Annotated in this window: 21 protein-coding genes; 8 read left to right on the forward strand and 13 right to left on the reverse strand. The window is 43.0% G+C overall.

The genetic code is table 11. The annotated features are described in order from the left end of the window. Positions 1-34: 34 nt before the first annotated feature. From selD to BLR93_RS03495, 6 genes are all read left to right on the forward strand, one after another. Positions 35-1084 carry a selenide, water dikinase SelD gene (gene selD, locus BLR93_RS03470; protein ID WP_093211243.1) on the forward strand — a complete coding sequence of 350 codons (1050 nt, stop codon included), beginning with the start codon at positions 35-37 and terminating at the stop codon, positions 1082-1084. 155 nt (positions 1085-1239) lie between these two features. Further along, positions 1240-2178: an NAD-dependent epimerase/dehydratase family protein gene (locus BLR93_RS03475; RefSeq protein ID WP_093211245.1), complete on the forward strand. Its 939-nt coding sequence runs from the start codon at positions 1240-1242 to the stop codon at positions 2176-2178. A gap of 31 nt (positions 2179-2209) precedes the next feature. Next, positions 2210-3118 carry a phosphate/phosphite/phosphonate ABC transporter substrate-binding protein gene (gene phnD, locus BLR93_RS03480; protein ID WP_093211247.1) on the forward strand — a complete coding sequence of 303 codons (909 nt, stop codon included), beginning with the start codon at positions 2210-2212 and terminating at the stop codon, positions 3116-3118. Positions 3119-3130: 12 nt separating this feature from the next. Beyond that, on the forward strand, positions 3131-3886 hold the full coding sequence (phnE, locus tag BLR93_RS03485) for a phosphonate ABC transporter, permease protein PhnE (RefSeq protein ID WP_093211249.1): 756 nt from the start codon (positions 3131-3133) through the stop codon (positions 3884-3886). A gap of 14 nt (positions 3887-3900) precedes the next feature. Beyond that, positions 3901-4674, forward strand: coding sequence for a phosphonate ABC transporter ATP-binding protein (gene phnC / locus BLR93_RS03490; RefSeq protein ID WP_093211251.1), 774 nt, complete (start codon positions 3901-3903; stop codon positions 4672-4674). Positions 4675-4727: 53 nt separating this feature from the next. Continuing rightward, the gene (locus BLR93_RS03495; RefSeq protein WP_245690047.1) at positions 4728-5318 is read left to right on the forward strand and encodes a polysaccharide deacetylase family protein; all 591 of its coding nucleotides are present in this window, start codon (positions 4728-4730) and stop codon (positions 5316-5318) included. 49 nt (positions 5319-5367) lie between these two features. Here the strand turns inward: BLR93_RS03495 and BLR93_RS03500 are convergent, their stop codons facing one another. The 3 genes from BLR93_RS03500 to BLR93_RS03510 all read right to left on the reverse strand — a co-directional run bounded on the left by BLR93_RS03500 (position 5368) and on the right by BLR93_RS03510 (position 8480). Then, positions 5368-5574, reverse strand: coding sequence for a thioredoxin family protein (locus BLR93_RS03500; protein ID WP_175559224.1), 207 nt, complete (start codon positions 5572-5574; stop codon positions 5368-5370). Positions 5575-5797: 223 nt separating this feature from the next. Continuing rightward, positions 5798-7273 carry a Na+/H+ antiporter NhaC gene (nhaC, locus tag BLR93_RS03505; protein ID WP_093211257.1) on the reverse strand — a complete coding sequence of 492 codons (1476 nt, stop codon included), beginning with the start codon at positions 7271-7273 and terminating at the stop codon, positions 5798-5800. Between the two features lie 25 nt (positions 7274-7298). Beyond that, positions 7299-8480, reverse strand: a complete 1182-nt coding sequence (locus BLR93_RS03510; protein ID WP_093211259.1) for a trans-sulfuration enzyme family protein — start codon at positions 8478-8480, stop codon at positions 7299-7301. Positions 8481-8671: 191 nt separating this feature from the next. Here BLR93_RS03510 and BLR93_RS03515 point away from each other — a divergent pair, with 191 nt between their 5' ends. Continuing rightward, positions 8672-9361 carry a FadR/GntR family transcriptional regulator gene (locus BLR93_RS03515; RefSeq protein WP_093211261.1) on the forward strand — a complete coding sequence of 230 codons (690 nt, stop codon included), beginning with the start codon at positions 8672-8674 and terminating at the stop codon, positions 9359-9361. Positions 9362-9628: 267 nt separating this feature from the next. Here the strand turns inward: BLR93_RS03515 and BLR93_RS03520 are convergent, their stop codons facing one another. The 10 genes from BLR93_RS03520 to BLR93_RS03565 form a co-directional block, all read right to left on the reverse strand. After that, entirely contained in the window at positions 9629-11776 is a 2148-nt protein-coding gene (locus BLR93_RS03520; RefSeq protein WP_093212328.1) for a type IA DNA topoisomerase, read from the reverse strand. A 378-nt stretch (positions 11777-12154) separates the two neighbouring features. After that, on the reverse strand, positions 12155-13366 hold the full coding sequence (locus BLR93_RS03525; RefSeq protein ID WP_093211263.1) for an NAD(P)/FAD-dependent oxidoreductase: 1212 nt from the start codon (positions 13364-13366) through the stop codon (positions 12155-12157). A gap of 244 nt (positions 13367-13610) precedes the next feature. Continuing rightward, positions 13611-14258 (reverse strand): bifunctional 4-hydroxy-2-oxoglutarate aldolase/2-dehydro-3-deoxy-phosphogluconate aldolase, encoded by a 648-nt coding sequence (locus BLR93_RS03530; RefSeq protein WP_093211265.1) that lies wholly within the window; start codon positions 14256-14258, stop codon positions 13611-13613. An 18-nt stretch (positions 14259-14276) separates the two neighbouring features. After that, complete coding sequence (locus BLR93_RS03535; protein WP_093211267.1) at positions 14277-15221, reverse strand: sugar kinase; 945 nt, start codon at positions 15219-15221, stop codon at positions 14277-14279. 2 nt (positions 15222-15223) lie between these two features. Further along, positions 15224-16012, reverse strand: a complete 789-nt coding sequence (locus BLR93_RS03540) for a DeoR/GlpR family DNA-binding transcription regulator (protein WP_093211269.1) — start codon at positions 16010-16012, stop codon at positions 15224-15226. A 66-nt stretch (positions 16013-16078) separates the two neighbouring features. After that, on the reverse strand, positions 16079-17095 hold the full coding sequence (locus BLR93_RS03545; RefSeq protein WP_175559225.1) for a dienelactone hydrolase family protein: 1017 nt from the start codon (positions 17093-17095) through the stop codon (positions 16079-16081). Between the two features lie 160 nt (positions 17096-17255). After that, positions 17256-18089: a 5-dehydro-4-deoxy-D-glucuronate isomerase gene (gene kduI / locus BLR93_RS03550; RefSeq protein WP_093211273.1), complete on the reverse strand. Its 834-nt coding sequence runs from the start codon at positions 18087-18089 to the stop codon at positions 17256-17258. 21 nt (positions 18090-18110) lie between these two features. Then, the gene (gene kduD, locus BLR93_RS03555; RefSeq protein ID WP_093211275.1) at positions 18111-18866 is read right to left on the reverse strand and encodes a 2-dehydro-3-deoxy-D-gluconate 5-dehydrogenase KduD; all 756 of its coding nucleotides are present in this window, start codon (positions 18864-18866) and stop codon (positions 18111-18113) included. 137 nt (positions 18867-19003) lie between these two features. Next, on the reverse strand, positions 19004-20533 hold the full coding sequence (locus tag BLR93_RS03560; RefSeq protein WP_093211277.1) for a tagaturonate reductase: 1530 nt from the start codon (positions 20531-20533) through the stop codon (positions 19004-19006). A 39-nt stretch (positions 20534-20572) separates the two neighbouring features. Further along, complete coding sequence (locus BLR93_RS03565; RefSeq protein ID WP_093211279.1) at positions 20573-22069, reverse strand: UxaA family hydrolase; 1497 nt, start codon at positions 22067-22069, stop codon at positions 20573-20575. A 181-nt stretch (positions 22070-22250) separates the two neighbouring features. On the opposite strand from BLR93_RS03565, the gene BLR93_RS03570 reads away from it, so the two are divergent. Continuing rightward, complete coding sequence (locus BLR93_RS03570) at positions 22251-23270, forward strand: LacI family DNA-binding transcriptional regulator (RefSeq protein ID WP_175559226.1); 1020 nt, start codon at positions 22251-22253, stop codon at positions 23268-23270. Positions 23271-23331: the final 61 nt, after the last annotated feature.

The following is a 23331-nucleotide window of genomic DNA, read 5'->3' on the forward strand; positions in this document are numbered from 1 at the left end:
CTGTATTTCGGAACCGAAAAAGGAGTGAGCAACCATGTCTAGAGAAGATATTATCAAATTGACTTCCTTATCTACGAAAGGCGGCTGAGGATGCAAAATAGGTCCTGAAGACCTGGCGCAGGTGCTGCGCCACTTACCGAAGTCCGTACCAGATCCTAACCTGCTTGTCGGCCTGGAAACGGCAGACGATGCAGGTGTATATAAAATAAATGATGACACAGCTCTAGTCCAGACACTGGATTACTTTACACCAATTGTAGATGATCCATATATGTTCGGGCAAATCGCTGCTGCTAATGCATTGAGCGACGTTTATGCGATGGGCGGGAAGCCAATCACCGTCATGAATATTGTCGGGTTCCCGATTAACACGCTGGATAAAAGCGTTCTTGCTGATATTTTGGCAGGGTCCTCCGATAAGGTTAAAGAATCAGGAGCTGTTCTTGTCGGCGGACACTCTATCGATGACCAGGAACCTAAGTTTGGCTTGTCCGTCACCGGAACTGTCCACCCGGATAAAATCCGTGCCAATGCGGGCGCAAAACCGGGAGACAAGCTTATTCTCACCAAACCAATCGGTGTCGGGATTTTGACCACAGCTATCAAGCAGGATTTGCTTGATGACCAAGCAACTGATGAAGTCATGAAAGTAATGGCTGCGTTGAACAAGCATGCTGCTGAAGCGATGGAAAACCATACGGTCCATGCATGTACTGATGTCACTGGGTTTGGATTGTTGGGCCACACAAGGGAAATAGCGGAAGGCAGTAAAGTCGGAATCACTATCCACAATAAAGACGTTCCGCTCCTATCTCAGGCTAGGGAACTAGCAGAACAAAACGTCATACCTGGAGGCACGAAAAAAAATCATCAATGGCTTGATGATTGTATCGATTACCAGGAGGGCATCTCTGAGATAGACCAGCTGATCCTGTGTGATGCCGTTACTTCAGGAGGATTATTGATTTCTGTCCCGGAAGCTGAAGCAGCAGACCTTCAGCAAAAGCTGAAGGACAGCGAAATACCGTCGGCAATCATCGGTGAAGTAACCAGTGAAAAACCAGGGCGCATTACTGTCATTTAATTACCATCACCAGAAAGGTCCGGTTTATTATGGTTGGAAAAAAGGGCTCACAGGAGCCCTTTTTTCTACTTTCTACTATCGCCAGGCTCGTTAAGCTACACATATAAATGCTATGCCGATTATGGGATTATATTGGACAAGAAAGGGTTAATGTTATGAAAGTGCTCGTTACCGGAGGTGCCGGCTTTATTGGCAGGTATGTAGTAGATGCTTTGCTAACAGAAAATTACGATGTAGCCGTGATTGACTATGACCGCACATCTGCGCTAAGCCGCATGGAAAATGTGGAATATTATCCGGTTGATATAACTAGAGGCTTGGACCAGGTGTTTGAAATAGAACAGCCGGAATGCGTCATTCATCTTGCTGCCCAAGTGGATGTCACTAAATCGGCAGCCGATCCAGGCTTGGATGCAGAAACAAACATTTACGGTACAATCAATATTTTAAAAAGCTGTCAAAAACACCGAGTCGGAAAAATTATTTTTGCCTCTTCTGCGGCTGTTTATGGAGAGCCGCAGTTTTTAGGCATCTCTGAAGATCACCCGCAGGTTCCTATCTCTTTTTATGGGATTTCCAAACATGCCGCTGAGAATTACGTCAAGCTGTATGCAAGCTTACATGGAATTAATTATACGATTCTACGGTATGCAAATGTATATGGACCTGTTTTTGACCAAAAAGGAGAAGGCAACGTAATTTTCAATTTCCTTGAGAAGATGACGAATGGCAGGCGTCCGATCATTTACGGGAATGGCAATCAAACGCGGGATTTCATTTTCGTCAAAGATGTAGCGGCAGCAATTCTGGCTGCCATCAGGCGGGGTGATCAGCAGACATTGAATATTGGAACAAACCTTCCTACAAATCTAAACCAGCTTGCCGCACAGCTTAATTCCCTGTTAGGAACCGAACTAATGCCAGAATATTTAACAGACCGGAGCGGGGATATTAAGGAAAGTTACTTAGAAAACAAAAAAGCATTACGTGAGCTGGATTGGAAGGTCCGTTATCCCCTGACAAAGGGGCTGAAGGAAACAATAGAAAACTGGAACCATGATCCTTTAAACGACATGGATAAAAATTATCAATAATCCACTTAATAATAATAATGAGGTGAAAGTAATGAAGAAATGGATCCCTTTTGCATTTATTCTCAGTCTTGTGCTAATTATAACAGCCTGTGGAAGCAATCAGGAAAACCAAACAGACCAGCAATCGGAAGACGGTGACAAGGATGAAACATTCACTATCGGTGTCATCCCTGCCCAAACAGAAGGCGAAATGGAACAGGCAATGGATAAGCTTCAATCAATAATCGACGAACAAATGGACAAGAAGGTTACCGTCGATGTTTATCCTGATTATAACGGGGTAGTAGAAGCGATGAACTACGATAAAATTGATATGGCTTATTTCGGTCCATTGACGTATGTGGTGGCACACGAAAAAAGCGGAGCAAAAGCAATCATCACCCAACTTATTGATGGTGAACCGTATTACCATTCCTATATTATCACGCACAAGGATAATCCATGGGAATCACTGGATGGTCTTTTGGAAAATCCAGCGGAAGTCGATTTCGCTTTCGGTGATCCTAACTCCACATCCGGAGCGCTAATTCCGGAAATCGAGCTACAAGACCAAGGTGTTTACCAATCAGAAGATGATCATTCTTTCCAGTCTGTCCGATTTACTGGTTCTCATGACGCCACTGCCCTAGCGGTTCAAAACCAGCAAGTGGATGCAGGGGCAATTGATAGTGCCATCTTTAACCAGCTTGTCGAATCAGGAAAGGTTGACGGAGAACAAGTCAAAACTATCTGGAAGTCAGAAGAATTATTCCAATACCCGTGGGCTGTTCATCAAGACACAGATCAAGAAACAATCAACATTTTACAGGAAACGTTCCAATCCATCGAAGATGAGGAAATACTGAACGCATTTGGTGCGACTGGGTTTACGACTGCTGAGAATGAAGACTATGAAAGTATTCGAAAGGCAGCTGCCAAACAAGGAATTATCGAAGAATAGAGCTGATTTTCCATGTGGTTTAAACGACGCAATTTACTAACTTTATTCATCCTCTGTCTGCTGATTTATTTCAGCATGAGGCTTACAGAGTTTGATTTGTCAAAGTTCAGAGACTTTCGCAATATGATTGATTTTTTGTCTCAATGGTTTCCGATGGAGTATTCCAAGCTTCCGGGCATGATAAGTGATAGTATGGAAACATTGGCCATGGCTTTTTTAGGAAGCATATTTGGCTTGATTATCGGTTTGCCAATTAGTTTTCTTGCAGCCTGGAATACAGCGCCATCAAAGTATCTCTATCATTTATCCAGATTAGTACTCAGTTTCGTTCGTTCCATACCGGAAATTGTTTTTGGACTAATATTATTAACTGCTCTTGGGCTTGGTCCATTTCCAGCAGTTCTTGCCATCACTTTCCATAATATCGGTGTGCTTGGAAAGTTGATATCCGAATTGGTAGAAGCTTCCGATCCTGGACCACAGGAAGCAATGAAAGCGGTAGGCTCCAAGAACTGGTTTGCCCACTTGTTCAGTATTCTGCCGCAAATCTGGCCAAATGTACTTTCACATTACTTCTATCGCTTTGAAGTAGCCATCCGTACCTCGCTTGTACTTGGTTTTATTGGTGGCGGCGGGATTGGACAGCGCTTGTTTAATGACTTCAAAACGTTTCAGTATTCATCTGTTTCTCTCGACGTCCTGATTATTATGATAATAGTCATCTGTGTGGATTTACTAGGCAGCTACGTTCGAAACAGAGTCATATAAGGAGGTGCCCTGCTATGCTGGAAATCAAAGACTTATCTGTCCGTTACCCGGGCGGTGACCAAAATGCACTGACAGATATCGACCTTTCACTTTCTCAAGGGGATTTCGTATGTATCCTTGGAAAAAGCGGGTCAGGAAAATCGACGTTAATCCGAAGTATTAATAGTTTACAAAAACCAACGGCTGGAGAAGTATTTTGGCAAAATCAACAGCTTTCTGCATTGTCCGAAGAGGAATTGCGGAAAGTCCGCAGGCAAATGGGCATGATTTTTCAGCACTTTAATCTGATTCCCCGTCTTACCGTTATGCAGAATGTTTTGACCGGGTCATTCGGTTACCGTAATAGTCTAAAAAATTTAATCGGGTTGTTTACAAAAGAAGAAAAACAAGAGGCACACCAGGTAATCGCCGACGTCGGGCTGGAAAATATGGCTGACCGGCGGGTGGAGCTGTTAAGCGGTGGCCAAAAACAGCGGGTAGGAATAGCCAGAGCACTGTTACAGCGTCCGCAAGTGATGCTGGGAGATGAACCTGTATCAAGTCTTGACCCCGGCACCTCCAATCATATTTTTTCCTTGCTGCAGCAAATGCATCAAACGTATCACTTGCTGTCGATTATTAATGTCCATGATGTCGAGCTTGCTAAACGTTATGCGACAAGAATTATTGCCTTGAAGGAAGGAAAAATTATTTTTGACGGTCCGCCGGATCAGTTTACGGCCAAACAGTTTGAGGAAACATATGATTCAAGACAGGCTATGGTCCAGAAGGAACCAGCAACCAACTAAAAAGGGGGTAGATCGGAATGGCCAGTCCATGAGTGGTCACCAATTCAAGGGTCGTGTACGACTCTCCAGATAAAGGTATCCTGACAAAGGTGTCGGGAGAAAAAACAGTCGCCCTTACGTTCGACGATGGCCCTGCCCGGGTATTACCAGATCTTTTAGATAGTTTAAAGCAAGAAGACGTACCAGCAACTTTTTTTTGGCAATCAAGGCTGCTACATCATCAACGTCCATGGCGGAGGTTACTGGATGATGGGCACCAAATCGGCACCCATACAATCAACCACCCGGATTTAACGGCATTATCTTTTGAAAAACAATATCAGCAGCTGGCTAAAAGTGTCCGTATAATTGAAGCAGTTACTGGGACAAAGGTACGTTATTTCCGGCCGCCGTTCGGCCAATATAATGAAACGACTAAACAGGCTGCTCAACAGCTTGGATTAACGACTGTGCTATGGAAAGTTGCTTCGATTGACTGGGAATTAAAAAATGAGCCGCAGCAAATAATCACAAATGTTACAGAACATTTGGAGGACGGGGCAATTATTTTGTTGCACGAATTACAGCAGACAGCGGAAATATTGCCAGAGTTGATTCAAGCAATCAGACAAAAAGGCTATACATTCCGAAATTTGCCGAATTAAAAAAAGGTGATCCGCCTTATTTTAACAGACGGATCACCTTCTTTATTTTTTAAGACTGGGCGAATGCTTTGACCTGTTCCTCTGGCATAAAGCCAACCGAACGATCCGCTTCTTCTCCCCCATCTTTTATTTTTACCATGGTCGGAATACTTTGTACTCCAAACTGTTCAGCTAATTCTGGTGATTCATCGATATCGACATAATAAAAATCAACCGTGTCAAGCTGCTCAGAAACGCTTGAGACCACCGGCCTCAACATACGGCAGCCTGGTCACCAATCAGCCCCGAATTCGAGGATCATCGGCTTATTCATCGATTTCGCAAGATCTTTAAATTGCTCTGCTGTAATTTTTTCAGCCATACTTACCCTCCTTCTGCTTGTCTCAATCCTTCTCTATGAGAAGATAATTTTGATATTAACATCTCTTTTCTATAAATTCCACGATACTGTTTCGGCAAAACCCTCTGCATATAAAATTTTATATTGCAGTTTTTGATGAGGTATTGCCAGTTTCAGCTTCCGGTTCATTCGTCCGGATTCCAAACCCTCCTGTATATGGAGCCAGGAAGCCATACAAAGCAGAAAAGATTATTCCTCCTAAATTGAAGATCGCCCACGGCAGAAATTCAAAGTTCCCAACACCTAGCGTTGTTGCCATAAATACGCCCGAAACCGTCCAAGGCATCAAGGCCTCGGTAATAGTAACAGAATCTTCCATACTGCGTGACAAATTGACAGGATGCAGATTCTTTTTCTTGTAAACGTCTCCATAAATATCCTGAACTAAAAAGTAAGTAACCAATGCATTTGATGTACAGTTAATAACTGCAAAACCTGTAAGCAACGAGGCAAAAATGACACTCCCCACCGATTTCAGATAAGTAATCATTTTCTCAAGGATAACATTAAGTGCCTGTGAAACCTCTAAAGCCGAAGCGAAGAAAAAAGCGCAAAACACAAAGAATGTGGCTCCATACATCGAATATAAACCACCTCTGTTCAACAGTCCTTGCATGTCCTCACTGATAATCCCGGCATCCAGGCCAGGAATAGCAGCGGCCAGCATGTCCACGTGAAATCCTTCAACTGCTGCAGTAAACAAATTGCTTACCGAGGCATTTTGGAAAAACAATGCAATAGCCATTGCCGATAAGGCTGAGACAAACAAAACAATCAACGGCGATTTTTTCATTAAGGAACCTGCAATGACGATAACCGCTGGTATCAGAACGACTACATTTAAGTTAAATAATTGTCCGATTCCTGATAACATTTCTTCTACATTCGTCAATTGAGCTGGATTCGAATCAATTTTCAAACCGACAAAATAAAACACGATGATAGCAATAACTGACGAAGGAATGGAAGTGTAAAGCATATGGCGTATATGTTCATACAAATTAGAACCGGCAGCCAAGGAGCTCATGTTGGTAGTATCTGATAGCGGGGATAATTTATCACCGAAGTATGCACCAGACACGACAGCACCTGCTGTAACTGCCAAAGAAAGATCCATGGTTTGGGCGATGCTCATCAGCGCTACCCCTATCGTACCTGCCGATCCCCATGAAGTTCCCACACAAGTGGAGACAATAGCAGTAACAATAAACGCCATCACATATAAATAGCTCGGATTGATGATTTCTAATCCATAATAGACGAAAAAAGGGATGGTACCGGAAATCATCCATGTGCCAATCAATAAGCCTATGCTAAAAAGGATAAGAATTGCTGGTAAAGCCTTCTTAATTTTATCGCCCATTACTACTAGAATTTTCTCCCAGCTATGACCATGAAACACGGCAAAAACCGCAAAAATTGCTCCAGCAAATATTAGCATTAACTCTGCCTGATATTTGAGAACCCCTATCCCTATGATAAATACAGCTAACGCAATCAAGATTGGCACCAATGCCATACCAATGGACGGACGTCTTATTTCTGCTTGATTCATCAATTAACACTCCTCTTATTATTGATTAGCGTACTTTGAGTTGATTTTTCAACGCTTGAAATCCACGTTCTAAATCATTAATTAGTAACTCTGCACCCTCCAAGCCTATCGAAAGACGGATGAGACCAGGGCTGACCCCTTGTTTTCTTAACATCTCTTCATTGCCGCGCTTGACGGGAGCAGTTACCAGGCTTTCGAATCCTCCCCAGCTGACCCCGATTTTAAATATCGATAATTGATTAATAAATAGAGCCACACTATCAAAATCGGCTTCCTTTAATTCAAAGCTAAGCAATCCGGAATAGCCGCTCATTTGCTTGGTAATAAACGGAACAGACCGCTCATCCAGCAAGCTGGGATGGTTTATTGTCTGTATCTCTTCTTTGCCTTGTAAATATTCGATCACTTGGCGGCATTGTTTCTCATGCTGTTTCATTCGCAGCGGCAATGTCCGCAGCCCACGGATAATCAGAGATGCATCATGTGGAGCAAGAACTGCGCCATTCAATTGGTAACCATATTGAAAGATTTGATCGACTAATTGGTTATTTCCAATTACAGCTCCGCCGACCACATCACTGTGCCCACCAATATACTTAGTCAATGAATGGATGGATAAGTCAATCCCCATCGTCAAGGGTTTTTGAAAAATTGGAGTAGACCATGTATTATCAATGGCTGTCACAATCCCCTTTGCTTTTCCAATAGCAGCAATGGCCTCCAAATCAACCACATTCATTATCATCGTTCCAGGGCTCTCCATATAGATAAGTTTAGTCGTTGGCTTGATTGCTTTTTCGATCTCGTTAATTTCGCCGCTGACGAAGCTATGATCGATATAAAATCGTTTCAAGTGATCCAGCAATAGCGTCGTCGGCCCGTAGATGTTATTTACAAACAATACATGATCGCTTGTTTTTAGCAAGGACAGAAACACGGCGCTGATTGCCCCCATCCCTGATGCAAAGCACTTACACTTTTCCCCCCTTTCAAGATATGCCAATTTGTTTTCCAATAATTCTGCTGTTGGATTCACCCCTCTTGTGTAAACATAGTTTTCCCGCTCCTTCTCTTGAGCTTTTGTAAACGCTTCAAAACTTTCGAATGCAAATAAACTTGTTTGATAAATCGGGGGTGCTACTGCTCCATGATTTTCTGATACAGTCTCGCCAATATGTGTACAAATTTCCTCGTCGCTGTAATTCATCCGATTTCCTTCTTTCTGTGTATAATTAGCACTTAATGAATCTTTTTTTATACTATCATACTTCCAACCTGTATGAAAGGTTTAATTTTTCAGACTATTCATGGGGCATGTCAATCATTAATCCCTGCCGGAATAATCTGGTATAATAATATAAAGATAAAAAGGAATTCAGCGGTTAAAGAGGTGACTGAATGAAACTATTAAAGAAAAAGCGGTTATCTGAACTGGTTGCCGGTGAAATCAAGGAGTATATAAAACAAGAAAATTTACAGGCAGGCGACCGCCTCCCGGCTGTTTCAGAGTTGACTAATTCGCTGGGCATCGGCCGTTCTACCCTTCGTGAAGCTTTACAACTTTTGGAATCACAAGAAGTTGTTGAAGTACTTAATGGAAAAGGCACATTTATTAAAGATGTGAAACCATTTCAAATCAGAACATCCTTTGAGGTAGAAAACGAAAAAATGTTTTTATTGGAAGCATTGGAAGTCAGGATTGCGTTGGAAGGTAAGGCTGTAGATCTGGCCGTCAAACATGCCAGCAAAGCAGATATAGAAAAAATGGAGTTTTATTTACAGGAATATGTCCGCAACTTAAATGCAAATCAGCGGGAGCAGGCCAATCAGGCGGATGCCGGTTTCCACCAGGCGATATATGAGGCCGCCAACAACCAGCTGTTAAACAGTATCATCGATTCGATTTGGGATACCTTTCATGAATTTTGGAATCAACCTTTCGGCAAGGACGATATTTTTGACCAAAGCTATCCTTACCATGAATCCCTGCTTGAAGCGATTAAGTCACAAAATGCAGCAGAGGCTGCACTAGCTTTCCAAAAGATAATGGATTCCGTAAAGTCATCGATTGAAAAATTTAATCAATAAAAAAAGCCAAAACTGCCGCTTGGGTGGCTGTTTTGGCTTTTTTTGATTGCTGCTGGAAGGGCAGCAACCAAATAGACACCTTGCAAAGAAAAGAGGGAGACGCAAACTTTCACTTACAAAACGGCCAGCTGCAAAGCAAATGGAGGATTAGGCCATTTGAAAGCCGGTTTGTTCTGTGATTTAAATGTACCACAAGGCCGGAAAATCTCGCTCTCTTTTTGTCAAATAACCTTACATACTTTTTGAAAGGGGTGAATAACATATCGATTACTTCTTAAATTCCATATTCCAGCTGAAATAATCATTCTTCTCACTCTTTTCATAGCTCAGATAGGCACTAAATTTCTTTCCTCGCTTACTCGTCAATCCTTTTACATAGACTTTTCCATTCTTTAATAAAGACTTAACCATTGCCTTTGTTGCTCTTTTTCTCATGGTTGCCAAATACTTGTCATTTTTCCAAATGATATATTTACAGCCGCTTTTCCAATTACTGCACCCGAACCCCATCCTGCCTTCTACAATATTGCTGCCGCATTGCGGACAACTTCCTAACACTTCATTTGTTTTCTTAGCAACCTTGTTAATGATAACCTCCGGTTTACCTTTGATCGTTTCGACCGATTCTTTAGTGAAGTCAAAAACCATATGAAGGAATTCCTGTTTATTCACCTTGCCTTTTTCCATGTCAGACAGCGTTTTTTCCAATCGCCCAGTAAATTGCAAGTCAAATAAGCTGCTAATCGGAAAAGTCTCTACTAAATTAACACCCAGCTCTGTACAAACGAGGCTTTTTTGCTGGGATGTAATGTAACCGACATCTTTCAGTTTCTTGATAGTTTCTGCCCTGGTTGCAGGAGTACCAATGCTAAATCCGGTCAAAATACTGCCCATTAAGTCGTCACTGTCATCCTCCTTAATTGTTTTACCGCAAGTTTCCATCACGCGCAGCAATGTTTTTTCGGTATGGGGTTTAGGTGGCTTCGTTACATGCGAGGAGAGCTCCGTACCGGTGACTAATGATTTCTCGTTCACTTCCACGGCAGGAATCAACGTATCCTTCGATTGTATGTTATCGACTTTTTTCCATCCTTCGCGAAGCTGTACCTTGCCTTTCGTCTGGAACAATCCTGGTATCGCCGCGTCGGTTATCTTACTGAGCAAATTGGTTTCTTCGTATTCAGCCACAGGCATAAACTGCATAATAAAACGATTCTTGACCGCATGGTAAACCAGTTCCTGATCCTTCGTTAACCGCTTGGGTTTCATATAAGTAGGAATGATCGCACTATGGCTCTCTACTTTGGCATTGTTAAATATTCTTTTTGATTTAGTAAACTTTATTTCATCTTTATATGGAAGGCCTTCGGATAAGGTCTTCAGCACTTTGGCGGCTTTTCCTGCCAAGCTCTCATCCAATGCTGTACTCGAAGTCCTTGGATACGTAATATATTTCTTTTCATAAAGTGTTTGAGCGACCTTCAATACTTTATCTGAAGTCCAGCCGCTATACTTAGCAGTCATAAACCCTTGCAAGTTTGATAGATTGAACAAAAATGGCGGAAATTCTTTTTTTCTCTCCACTTGTTTATCTATGATGAGCGCATGCTTGTCGCTAATTTCTGCTTCTATTGCTTCGAGGCTTTGCTTTTGCTTGAACTTCTCTTTCTTTTCCTCTACATATGTTCCTTGATAGCTCTGATTACTATCCGTTGTAAAGGTAGCTGTCAATTTGAAATAATCCTCAGGGACAAACGAGCTAATTTCTTTATCCCGGTCATAAATAATTTTCAAAGTCGGCAGCAGTACTCTTCCAATATTCAAAGCTTTACCGCTTCCCTGCTGATACTTTAAAGTCGCAACCGATGTCAAATTAATACCGATAACCCAATCAGCCCACTGCCGGCTGATACCTGCGTCTTGTAAAGGCCTCATTGTTTCATTAGGCTTAATATTTTCCAGCCCTTGCAGCACTTCTGCTTGTGTCCATTCATTGATTAACAGCCGATAAACCGGAATTTTGGGCGTGAAATTATTGATGATGCTATCACCGATTACCTGTCCTTCTCTGTCGAAATCACAGGCAGAAATAATGGCACCTACATCGTTTCTGTTCATTAAGTATTTAATTGTCTGTAGTTGCTTTCGGGCTCCCAAATCCGCTCTGTCCCTGTTCCTCGGGTCGGTTTTAACCTTATATTTAAAGTCATCAGGGATAAACGGAAAATTGGCCATTTTCCATTTTGCCATTTTATTGTCATAGTCCTTTGCATCATAAAGCTGCAGCAAATGCCCGAAAGCCCACGTAATAATATAATCATTGCCTTCGAAATAACCGTCTAATTTATTTTTTATTTTTAAAGCGTCTGCGATGTTTTTCGCAACGGAAGGTTTTTCTGCTAAAATTAATTTCATTTTCATCACCAATCTGCTTGGAAATTTATAGGGAGGGGAACAAATAGAGGATATTTTAAGGAAGTTAGTAATCCGTTTAACTTAGACTTCTCAATTATAACATAAAAACAGCAGAAAGGAACAGACGTTTGCTGGAACTTGAGTAGTGTCCACGTATTACTCCCCCGCTCATTGTTTAAAAAGAAAACCGGCATCCTTTAAATAAAGGTGCCGGTTACTCCTATCGTTTACCAAAAGTCTTTATTATTTTCCTGATTCCTCAAAACTACAGCATAAATGACTGTAGATAGGACCGCAAGCAGTGTAACAAATAATGTATTTTTCAAACCTACTTCCCTCCCTCTTCGTGGAGAATTCGTCTACTTAAAATGATATCGATTAAAACGGGCGCAGTTTCCCTTTTTTCAAGACAAGCTTTGGTCCGCCAAGCATGAATAAATAACGGTTATCAATAACATTTTTCATCGTCCTTGCGGTTTTCCCGTACAGCTTATAACCGGAAAATACGGTTCCCATTGCATGGCTGCCGCCTAAGGAAGCAACAGTTCCTTTATTATCGAACACAAAGTCTTCCAGTTGTTCGCCGCGCAGCAATGCGGCTAAATTGTTAGCAGCAGTATCTGCTTCCTGGATAGCTAATTGTGCAGTAGGTGGATATGGACGGTCATTTTCCTTGTCCATTACCCATGAACAGTCTCCGAGCATAAAAATATTTTCATAGCCGGGAACACGTAAATCCCCATCGACATTTACCTTGCCTTTAAACACTTCAAACCCTGATTTTGATAGGATAGAGCTGCCTTGTACCCCGCCAGTCCAGACAATCGTCCCTGCCTTGATTTCTTCATTATCTTCGCCAACAATGAAGGCATTTGGCTTACACTCCTGGATTTTAGTACCTATCCGGAATTCCACCCCTCGATCTTCAAGGGATTTACGGGCATAAGCAACCAATTCTTCATCGAAACCAGGAAGAATAGACGGAGCAGCTTCTACATTAATAATCCGGACCTTGCTGCGTTCAATATCATATTTTCGGCAAAGCTCTGGTACCTTTTCAGCCAATTCACCGACAAATTCGATGCCAGTAAATCCAGAACCGCCGACAACAATATTCAACAAGTCATCGTTTGTTTCTTTCCCGCTGCTGTAGCGGGCAAATTGATGTTCAATATGCTCACTTATCAAACGGCTCTTGTCCACGCTTTCGATAGACATAGAGTTTTCTTCCATACCAGGAATTCCGAAAGAAGCCTTTTCAAAGCCTAGTGAGAATACTAGATAATCATAATCTAGTTCACTATTTTCCAAAATTACCTGCTGTTCGTCTTTTTTAACTTCTTGAACAGTATCATAGACTATTTCTACTCGGTTAGTATCAATGACATCAGTGATCAACATCCGCACTTTGTTGACATCGATCGTGCCTGCTGCCACTTCATGCAGCCATGTCGATTGGTAATGATAATTATGCTTGTTGACTAAAACAATATCTGCTTCTTCAGCACCAAGCTTCTGGGTCAGGCGCTTAGTTGTCATCATCCCGGCGTACCCTGCACCAAGAACGACAATTTTTGGTTTGTTGCTCATTTCTTAACATCCACCTTTCACCTTTATATGAAGTGAGTTATCCTCTGAAAAAGGAGGTACACTTACTAACTCGGTTCCTTTTTGCAAATGAATAGTTTTTATACTATCTGATGGTGGTATTTTTACGAAAAACCGTTGATGTATCAGCTTACAAAACTTTGCTATTATGTTCACAAACATAAAACTTTTCCCTACTACTGTCAAATATAAACTGTTGATAAGAATAATCGATTGCAACGGCTGCTTAAGCCTGCCTTGCTTGTTTTACAGCCTCCACATACTTTGCTGCCGCAGCTTCGATTTTTTTAAATTCACCTGCAGCGATAGCTTTATTGTCGACGAGATTCCCTCCTGCGCCTACTGCAATAGCTCCTGCTCTTATGTAATCCCCAGCGTTCTCTACATTGATGCCGCCCGTTGGGATCACTTTTAAGTGGGGAAGCGGGCCTTTGACATTTTTGATAAAAGAAGCGCCTACAGCAGAAGCAGGAAATACTTTTACTATATCTGCCCCCTGTTTAACTGCAGCAATAGCTTCTGTCGGCGTCATTATTCCAGGTATGGAAACTTTCCCATATTTTTTTGTCATCTCAATCACTTCTCCATCCAGCAGAGGACTGACAATAAATTGGGCACCACTGTCGATGGCACGGCTAGCTGACTTTGCATCGAGTACAGTTCCAGCACCTATGACTGCTCTTCCGGAAAATCTATCGCTCAACCGTTTAATGATTGTGTTGGCATTTTCCACATCTATCGTAATTTCCAGCACGTTTACTCCGCCATTTATTAAGCTTTCAGCTACTGCTTCGACTTTATCCTCCGCTACTTTTCTGATCACAGCAATGACGCCGTTACATACTAAGCGATCAATAATAGCTGCTTTTTCCATGTTTTTACTCCCTTCTCACTACCTTAAGATTTCCCGGCCAGATTTATCGGGATCGACTTGATGCCAGAATGGATACCCTTCTACATCCCCCGCAACGCTCAAGGCATAGGCTCCAATCCGATTGCCTAGCTGGACAGATTGCTCATAATTCCAGCCGCGTAAAAGGCCTGATAGAAACCCTGCCGCAAAACCATCCCCTGCTCCAGCAGTATCCACGATATGATTTACCTGAAATCCCGTAGCATAACCACTTTCTTTTTTGGTTGCATAGTAAGCGCCTTCTGCCCCAAGCTTAACAACAACTACTTCAGCCCCTGCTTCGAGTAAATCAGCAGCTATTTCTTCTGGAGCAGTTTTTCCTGTCATTAATTGTCCCTCTTCAATGCCCGGCAGTACTATATCGCTTTTGCCGGCAATATCAAGAAGGACCTGGGCTGCTTCCTGTTCACTCCACAGCTTCAAACGCAAATTAGGGTCAAACACAACCTTCTGGCTATTTGCTCTTGCCAGATTTACCGCCTGGTATACTACATCTTTGCAGGTAGCACTTAATGCTGGGGTGATTCCAGTGATATGAAGGTATTTTGCCTGTTGCAAATAGGCTTCATCCAACTCCTCCGGTTTCATTAGACTGGCAGCCGATTGCTTGCGGTAATAATAGATTTTCGGATCCTGCCCCGGGTTGCTTTCCTTAAAAAAAACAGAAGTGGGCGCCGAATCATCAAACACTACACGTGAGGTATCGACGCCTTCTCCCCGGATAAAGTTACGAACATATAAACCAAATTCGTCATTCCCTAACTTACTTATCCAGCCGACCTGGTGACCAAGCCTTGTCAAGGCTACTGCAATATTCGACTCTGCTCCGCCAATCGTTTTATGAAAACCACTCACATAGCGGAGCGGCCCCTGACTATCCGGAGTAAATAAAACCATGCTTTCTCCTAATGTTACGACATCCATCGCTAATTTCCTCCTCTTTCTGCATAGTTGTTTTTTACAACCCTGACCTGGATATTCCTTTTCTCAAGCTGTTGCTTTATTTGCTCGTCGAGCCTGTTATCTGTAATTATTTCATTGACTTGATCGATAGCTGCAAATTGAATTAAGGCAACTTTTCCGAACTTAGAGGAATCGGCAACAAGGGTTACTTGTTCGGCACATTCGACGATTTGCTTTTTCCAGTCGGCATGCAAGCTGGTAAAGACCGTCAAGCCTTGGTCGACGGATATACCAGTTGCCCCGAAAAACACCCTGTTGACGTGTAATTTTTTCAGCAGCTCCGTCGCTTGCGCTCCCATAAGTGAGGTTGAATTTGGAATTCGGGTTCCTCCCGGTACTAGTAACTGGATTTTCTCCTTATCTTGCAGAATGTGGGCAATGTTCAAGTCGTTTGTTATAACAGTAACTTCCATGTCGCCAAGCAATTTGGCAATTTCTACTGTCGTACTGCCTCCATCCATCAAAATGGTTTCTCTTGGCCGTACTAAAGTCATCGCTTGTTCGGCTATCGCCTTTTTAACCTGACTATGCCCCGATTGCCGCTCCTGGATCGGGAGCAGCCTTTCTTCGGATTCGACCAAAACAGCCCCTCCATGGATACGAGTCAACAGTCCCCGTTTTTCGAGCGTTTCCAAATCGATTCGGATTGTTTTCTCTGTCACATTGAGTATGCCGCTAAGGTCGGAAACCTTTACTATTTTTTGTTGTTCCAGTTCTGCTAATATTCTTTGATAACGCTCAATTGAAAGCATACTAGCCCCCCTGCCGTCTCTTATTGTTAACCTATCATATTTTCCAGCCTTTGTCCCAGCTGAATATTATTGAGCGGCCATTTCCCTGGCGAGCCAGTCATATGACCTTTCTCCGCTGACCTGGTGGCCTTTTCCGTGTAAATCAAAACAAAAATTATTCCCTTGCCGGTAGTATCGGTACAAGTCTTGCAATTGCTGAACAGCTTCCTTTACAGAAGCAACCGGAAAAATCGGATCGTCCTGCCCTGCTTCGATAAATAATGGCCGTGGAGCAATCAAACCGAGCAAGTCAGGCAATTCTCCAGTTTTCAATATACCTGGTAAATAATTGTCGATACAATGAGACAATTTTAAAATACTTCCTGCAAACGTGCTCGCGTAACCGCTTAACACCACATTCATTATCCTATCATCCAATGCAGCAGTATACCCAGCCACCATCGCTCCGCCCGAAAATCCGAAAACCCCAATTCGGCCTGGCTGGACATCGTTATATGCTTCGATTACATCTATCGTCCTGGCGGCCTCCCATATTCGGGCACCTGCTAATGTTTTTCCTGCCATTAATAACAGCTGGGCCATCTTAGCACAGGATTTATCTTTTCCTGCATCCCAATCGCTGGTGAACATTCTCTCCCCAAAGCCTAAAACGGTCGGGACAAATACCTTGATTCCCCGCTTAACTAACTGTAATGCATAGTCCGATTGAAGATCTTCTGTTTGTTTAACGTTTCCGTCTTTTCTAATCCCGATTATTTCCTCTGGTCCATATCCATGGCCATGAAGGGCTAATACCGCTGGATAAGTTTTCTGTCCAGTAAGCGGGGTCAAAATATACATGGAGACGAGCAACTGGCTGGGGAGCCGGAAAGTGACCAATTCCTGTGAATAACTACCTTTGTTAACTACTTTCTGCACAACAGGAACTGTTCCTTCACCTTCCCAATCGGTAAAGTCGCCTAAAGCTTGTGACAGACCCTGCTTTAAATGCGTTCTATATTCAAAAGACCAGTCAGGTTCAGGCTGCTGCCTTATTGCATGGTGAAAGATATCTTCAAAAAAATGTTCTATTGACTTTACCACAGACAGTCCCCCGTTTTTTGCAATTTTCCGTTGCTTTAGCATAAATATAGGTTAAAAAAATCCGATTCACCTTTAATAAGAATGAATCGGATTGCTTGGATATTGATCTAGCAGATCAGCAGTATATGAACCTCGAATCCTAGCAGTTTTGGCTATCCTTCTACCTTAGTTCATCCATTTGGACGCCATCCATATCTGTAAACGTATAATTCTCCCCAGCCATTGCCCAAATAAAAGTATAGTTATTTGTGCCAACCCCTGAATGAATCGACCAAGGCGGTGACAGAACTACTTGTTCATTTTTCATTACGATATGCCGGGTCTCGTCAGGACGCCCCATAAAATGAATAACACGGGAGTTTTCATCCATATCAAAGTAGAGATAAGCTTCCATCCGCCGATCATGCAGATGCGGAGGCATTGTATTCCACATGTTGTTCGGCGCCAGCAGTGTCATCCCCATCATAAGCTGACAGCTCTTTATTCCTCCTGCATGGATGTACTGGTAAATCGTTCGTTTATTTGATTTACTATCCGAACCTAAATGGTTAGGTGTCGCCTCTTCAATCGCTAACTTTTGGGTAGGATATTGTTTGTGTGCTGTGGCAGAAACAATATATAACCGGGCCGGTTTTTTCTGATCGGTACTCTCAAATGATACATCCTGATGTCCGAGACCGATATAAAGGCAATCCCGCTTATTTAGCTCATAGGTTTCGCCATCAACTGTCACCTTGCCCGTTCCCTCTGAAATGTTGATAATGCCAACTTCACGCCTCTCAAGGAAATATTCCGTCTTCAACAAGTCTCCCGCTTTTAAAAACAACGGCTTTCCGACTGGGATAGCTCCTCCTGTAATCAACCGATCATAGTGAGAATAAACAAGATTCAATTCCCCTTCAACAAATAAATTTTCCACTAGAAATTCCTGTCTAATCCTCTCCGTGTCATACTGCTTAATATCTGCAGGGTTAGTCGCATATCTGATTTCCACTCTACATTTCCCCTTTCTTCATTAAGAGCTCATCCAACCGCCATCAACACAAAGAACCTGACCGTTTACATAAGCAGCCGCATCGGATGCTAAAAAGACTGCAGCGCCTTTCAAATCATCTGGTGTGCCCCAACGCCCCTGTGGAATCCGGGAGGTGATGAATTCATTTCTCTCGGGATTTTCTCTAATAGGCGCTGTGTTATCAGTTGCCATGTAACCAGGTGCGATAGCGTTTACATTTATTCCCTTGCTTGACCACTCATTTGCAAAAGATTTTGTCAGTCCTGCAACAGCATGCTTGCTTGCTGTGTAAGCAGGTACCTTAAGACCACCTTGGAAAGACAGCATCGATGCAATATTGATAATTTTTCCCGCCCCATTTTCCAGCATATGTTTTCCGATTTCTCTGCTTAGCTGAAAGACAGCGTGTTGATTAACATCGATTACCTGGTACCAGTCCTCATCGGAAAACTCCTCTAAGTTTGACCGGCGGATAATTCCGGCATTATTCAGCAGAATGTCAATGCGGCCGGTCACTTTTATCGCTTCGGCAGCCAGCTCGGCAGCAGCTCCTTGTTTTGACAAGTCTTTGATGATCTGATGGAATTTCCCGCCTGCCGATTCCACTTTTGCTTGTGTATCGCTTAAGTCTCTTGTTCCAACTCCGATTACTTCCGCTCCCGCTTCAGCGAGACCGACAGACATACCTTGCCCAAGGCCTCTGCTGGCACCGGTTACTAGTGCTGTTTTACCTTGTAAAGAAAATAAATTCCCCATCCGGAAAGCAGCTCCCTTCCCTAAGTAATAAATATGTTTGTTTATGTTCGTTATGGTTCGATTGTAGCACGGACTCTGCTAGATAACAAGGTTTTATTTACTTGCCCGCAGATGCAGCTGCCTTTCTTGCGATATGGTTATAGTAACGGAGAAACATTGTCCTTCAACAGTTTTCTTAAAGTCTCTTCCATACCGTTTAAAAGTATTTGTTCGACATAAGTGCTGACAGTCTGTGTCAATTGTTCAATTTCGTTTAAATCCGCTTCCCAAATCGATCGACTGCCCAAAAAAGAAAAAACTAGTTCAGGTATCCCGATTTCTCCAGTTGAATACTTTTCCCAGCATTCGGAGATTTTTTTGACGGTTATTTCACTTTCCCGTGCCGCATATTCTTCACCATTACGCATTCCGATGATCCCCTTTTCCCCGTGCCGGATGGGACGATAAAAGACCAACAATGCCGCAAGAGACAAAACAATCGCCTCTGGCAGTTTTTCTGATTTACCAGTGTATGTGTGCAAGGCAGGCAGCAGCCTTGTTTTATATTTATAAATAGAATTCATAGCGATATCCAATAAATAATGCTTATTGTAAGGATTTAAAAACCGTTCCTTGACAGCTTCAGCGAATTCCTGCTTAACTCTATTGTCCATCGGGACTGTCAGCAGGATTTCCTCGAAGCCCTTGTCAATAAACCCGCGTAGTGCGTTGTCCTCCATCACATCTAAAACGGTATCCGCTCCTGCCAAAAAAGCGACGGAAGACATTAACGTATGCGGTCCATTCAATAAGCGAACCTTTAATTGTCGATAACGTTCAATGTCTCCCCATTTTACATTTATTCCTGCCTGGTCAAGCGGGAACTTCTCTCGGATTGCTTTATTTCCATCGATAACAAACAGGTGGTACGGTTCCCCAATGGTCATCAATCGATCATGATAGCCAAGCCTTGCCATAAAGGCATCGCCAGCCCCATTTGGATACCCTGTGACAATCCGGTCAACAAGTGTATCATAAAAATAATTAGCGGTTTCCACCCACTCGATAAAGTCACTGCCAAGCTGCCAGTCTCTGGCAATTTGCTTGACCAAAGCTTTTAACTTGCCGCCATTTCCTTCTATCAACTCACAAGGAAGGATGAAAAGCCCGGCTTCCGATTTACCGGAAAACGCCTGGTAGCGGTGATATAAGATAGCCGCTAGTTTACCTGGGAATGATAACGGTGAATCTTTTTCCGGAAATGGCTCCTCCATGTAGGTGATCCCTGCTTCCGTTGTGTTGGAAATGATTATCTCCAGATCACTGGAGGCTGCTGTTTGTAAAACCTTCTCCCATTCCTCATAAGGGTTAATCCCTCTTGAAATCGACGGAATAATTTCAGCCTTATCTACAACTCTGCCATCTTGCCGTCCGCGCAAAACCGTCGTATAAAGGCAATCCTGTTCCACCAATTTAGGAAGAACCCTGCCATGGGGTGTTGGTTGGACAGCCACGATACTGCCGTTGAAAATACCTTGCTTGTTCATTTGATGGACCATCCAGTCGACGAAACCCCGCAAAAAATTTCCTTCCCCGATTTGCAGCACCTTTTCCGGCATGCTGCCTTCAATGGGATGCCATTCCACTTCCTGTGAGACTGTTTGCAGTCTTTTACTTAACTTAGGCATGCTTATCCCTCCTTAACTCTTATATATCCAGCCTTCCATTTACAGGATGACTCCGTCTTTGAAAATCGAAATCTCTTTAAAGCCGAATTTTTCATTATTAGCTCGCTCTTTACCAGAGGCAAGATCGATAATATAATCAAAAAATGTATTGGTTAGCTCATCTTTACTCTTTCCTTCTAATAATTGGCCCGCATTGAAGTCAATCCAGTTTTTTTTCTTTTCGGCCAATGCTGAATTCGTCGAGATTTTGACAGTAGGAACCGGACCGCCAAACGGCGTGCCTCTGCCAGTTGTAAACAGGACGATATGGGCGCCAGATGCAGCAAGCGCCGTGGTCGAAACCAAATCATTCCCAGGCCCCTGCAGCAAATTCAGTCCGCCGGATGTCATGCGGTCGCCATACGGAAGAACGTCTACTATTTCACCGAAACCGCCCTTTTGGACATTACCTAGCGACTTTTCTTCCAAAGTTGTGATACCACCTTCTTTATTTCCTGGAGAAGGATTTTCATAGACATTTTGACCATGTTTAATAAAGTATTCTTTGAAATCATTTACTAGATCTACAATTTTCCGGAAAGTCATTTCATCTTTAGCCCTGCCCATCAAGATTGTTTCAGCTCCGAACATCTCCGGCACTTCTGTCAACACAGTAGAGCCTCCATAAGAGATTAATTTATCGGAGAATGAACCTAACAGGGGATTTCCGGTAATCCCGGAGAAACCGTCAGACCCTCCGCATTTCAAGCCCACTTTCAGCTTGGAAACCGGAACAGCCTTTCTTTTAAAAGATTTTGCATAGTCTGCCAGCTGCTCAATGAGTTCGAGTGAATCTTCTATTTCATCCTCCGCCTCCTGAACACCGATAAACTTGACCCGGTCTTCATCATAATCTCCGATTACTTTTTTAAATTCGGATATATAATTGTTTTCACAGCCCAACCCCATTACCAGAACTCCGGCGGCATTAGGGTGGTGGACTAAATTGCTAAGAATTTTTTGTGTATTGTGGAGGTCATCGCCAAGCTGGGAACAGCCGAACAGATGTGAAAAATGATAAACGCCGTCAATATGATCATCCCTATATTGTTCATCTGCCATTTTAGCGACGATTTCTGCCGTCTTATTGATACATCCAACCGTATTGATAATCCATACTTCATTGCGAATGCCGACTTCGCCATTTTTCCTGACATAGCCTGCAAATGTGCGCTCACCTGTGCATTGGCTGGTTACCTTGTCGTTCGTTGGCTGATAGACATAATCAAGGGTGCCATCTAAATTGGTGACCACATTATGGGTGTGAATCCAGTCACCGATGTCGATAGGCTCTTTAGCCTGACCGATTGGGTACCCATACTTGATAACGTTTTCATTTTTTCCGATTGGTTTTCTTGCAATCTTATGGCCGGCAGGAATAGCTGCGTTAACCGTTATTGTTTGCCCGTCTGCGGTTATTTTTTCACCAGCCGCCAAATCCTTGAGAGCAATCGCTACATTATCTCTACTCTGGATGATAATCGTTGACTCGTTCATCATTAGCCTCCTGTAAAAAGTTATTTGATAAATAATAACAACGTTGTTATTATTATAGTGCGGACACAATATTCTGTCAATGCAGCGACCGGGATTCGGCTGTCCGACACAGAACAACGTTGTCTTTCCTGGTTGCGGCATATATACTTGTTACAAAATCACCAGGAGATGGAGGAGTACTATGGGAGTTACAATCAAAGATATAGCTAAATCTGCCGGGGTCAGTTATTCGACTGTCTCTAAGGCATTACGTGACAGCCCTCTTGTAAAGGAACCGACCAAAAAACGGATTATCGACATCGCCGGCCAGTTAGGTTACCAGCCAAATGCGGCCGCACGCAGTCTAGTATCAAAAAAGTCGCATACCATCGGGATAGTCTGGCCGACCATTGAGAGAGCAGCACATGCTGCTTTGATTACCAGCTTAAACCAACGGTTAGAACAGCTATCCTACACTACCTTAATTTCGATAAATGAAATGGAATTTGCTATTAACACTTTTAATAGGTACCAGGTCGATGCCATTCTTGCCTTTGATGATGGCGAAAATATCCACAACTATCAGTCGACTGTACCAATTGTCAGCTATGGTATTGCAAATTCTGCCTCAGTGTATCCCACAGTTGATGCCAATCGAAGAAAGGCCATTCAGACTGCGGTTGAATATCTTGGCTCTGCTGGCCATCAAAAAATCATTTATATCGGAGATATGTTGGGAGAGGATCGATTACAACAGGAAAAAACAACTGGCTTTAAACAAGCGATGACCGGATTATACCCCGCGGACGACGTTAGCAGCAGGCTTATACAAGTAGCAGGATTAGAGCAATATGACGGATATGCTGCTGCCAGGGAGGTCTTTGAAGCCCAAGAGCTTCCGACAGCAATCGTGAGCGGCAGCCACGACCTCACACGAGGGATATTGCGGGCCGTTCATGAGAAAGGATTGTCGATACCGAATGATATCTCCATCATCAGTTATGATAACCTGCCAGAAAGTGATGACATGGAAGTCCCATTATCGACTGTCGGGGTCCCGCTTGCTGCCATCTCAGACAAGCTGGCGGATGTATTAATGGCGACAATTCAACAGGAAAACACGGATACTGCCATTTACCTTGAACCAGAATTGAAAATATCAGGTTCAAGCAGGAAACTGGATGATAGTGCTGTCAGCAGAGGAGAAGCTTATCATGGTTAAAGGAAGTTTTCCTCTCTGGACACCCTGTACTTCCCGTTGACGGCTCGATAGCACCTCATCC

This window comes from Sediminibacillus albus (genome assembly GCF_900101125.1).
Taxonomy (GTDB): Bacteria; Bacillota; Bacilli; order Bacillales; family Amphibacillaceae; genus Sediminibacillus; species Sediminibacillus albus.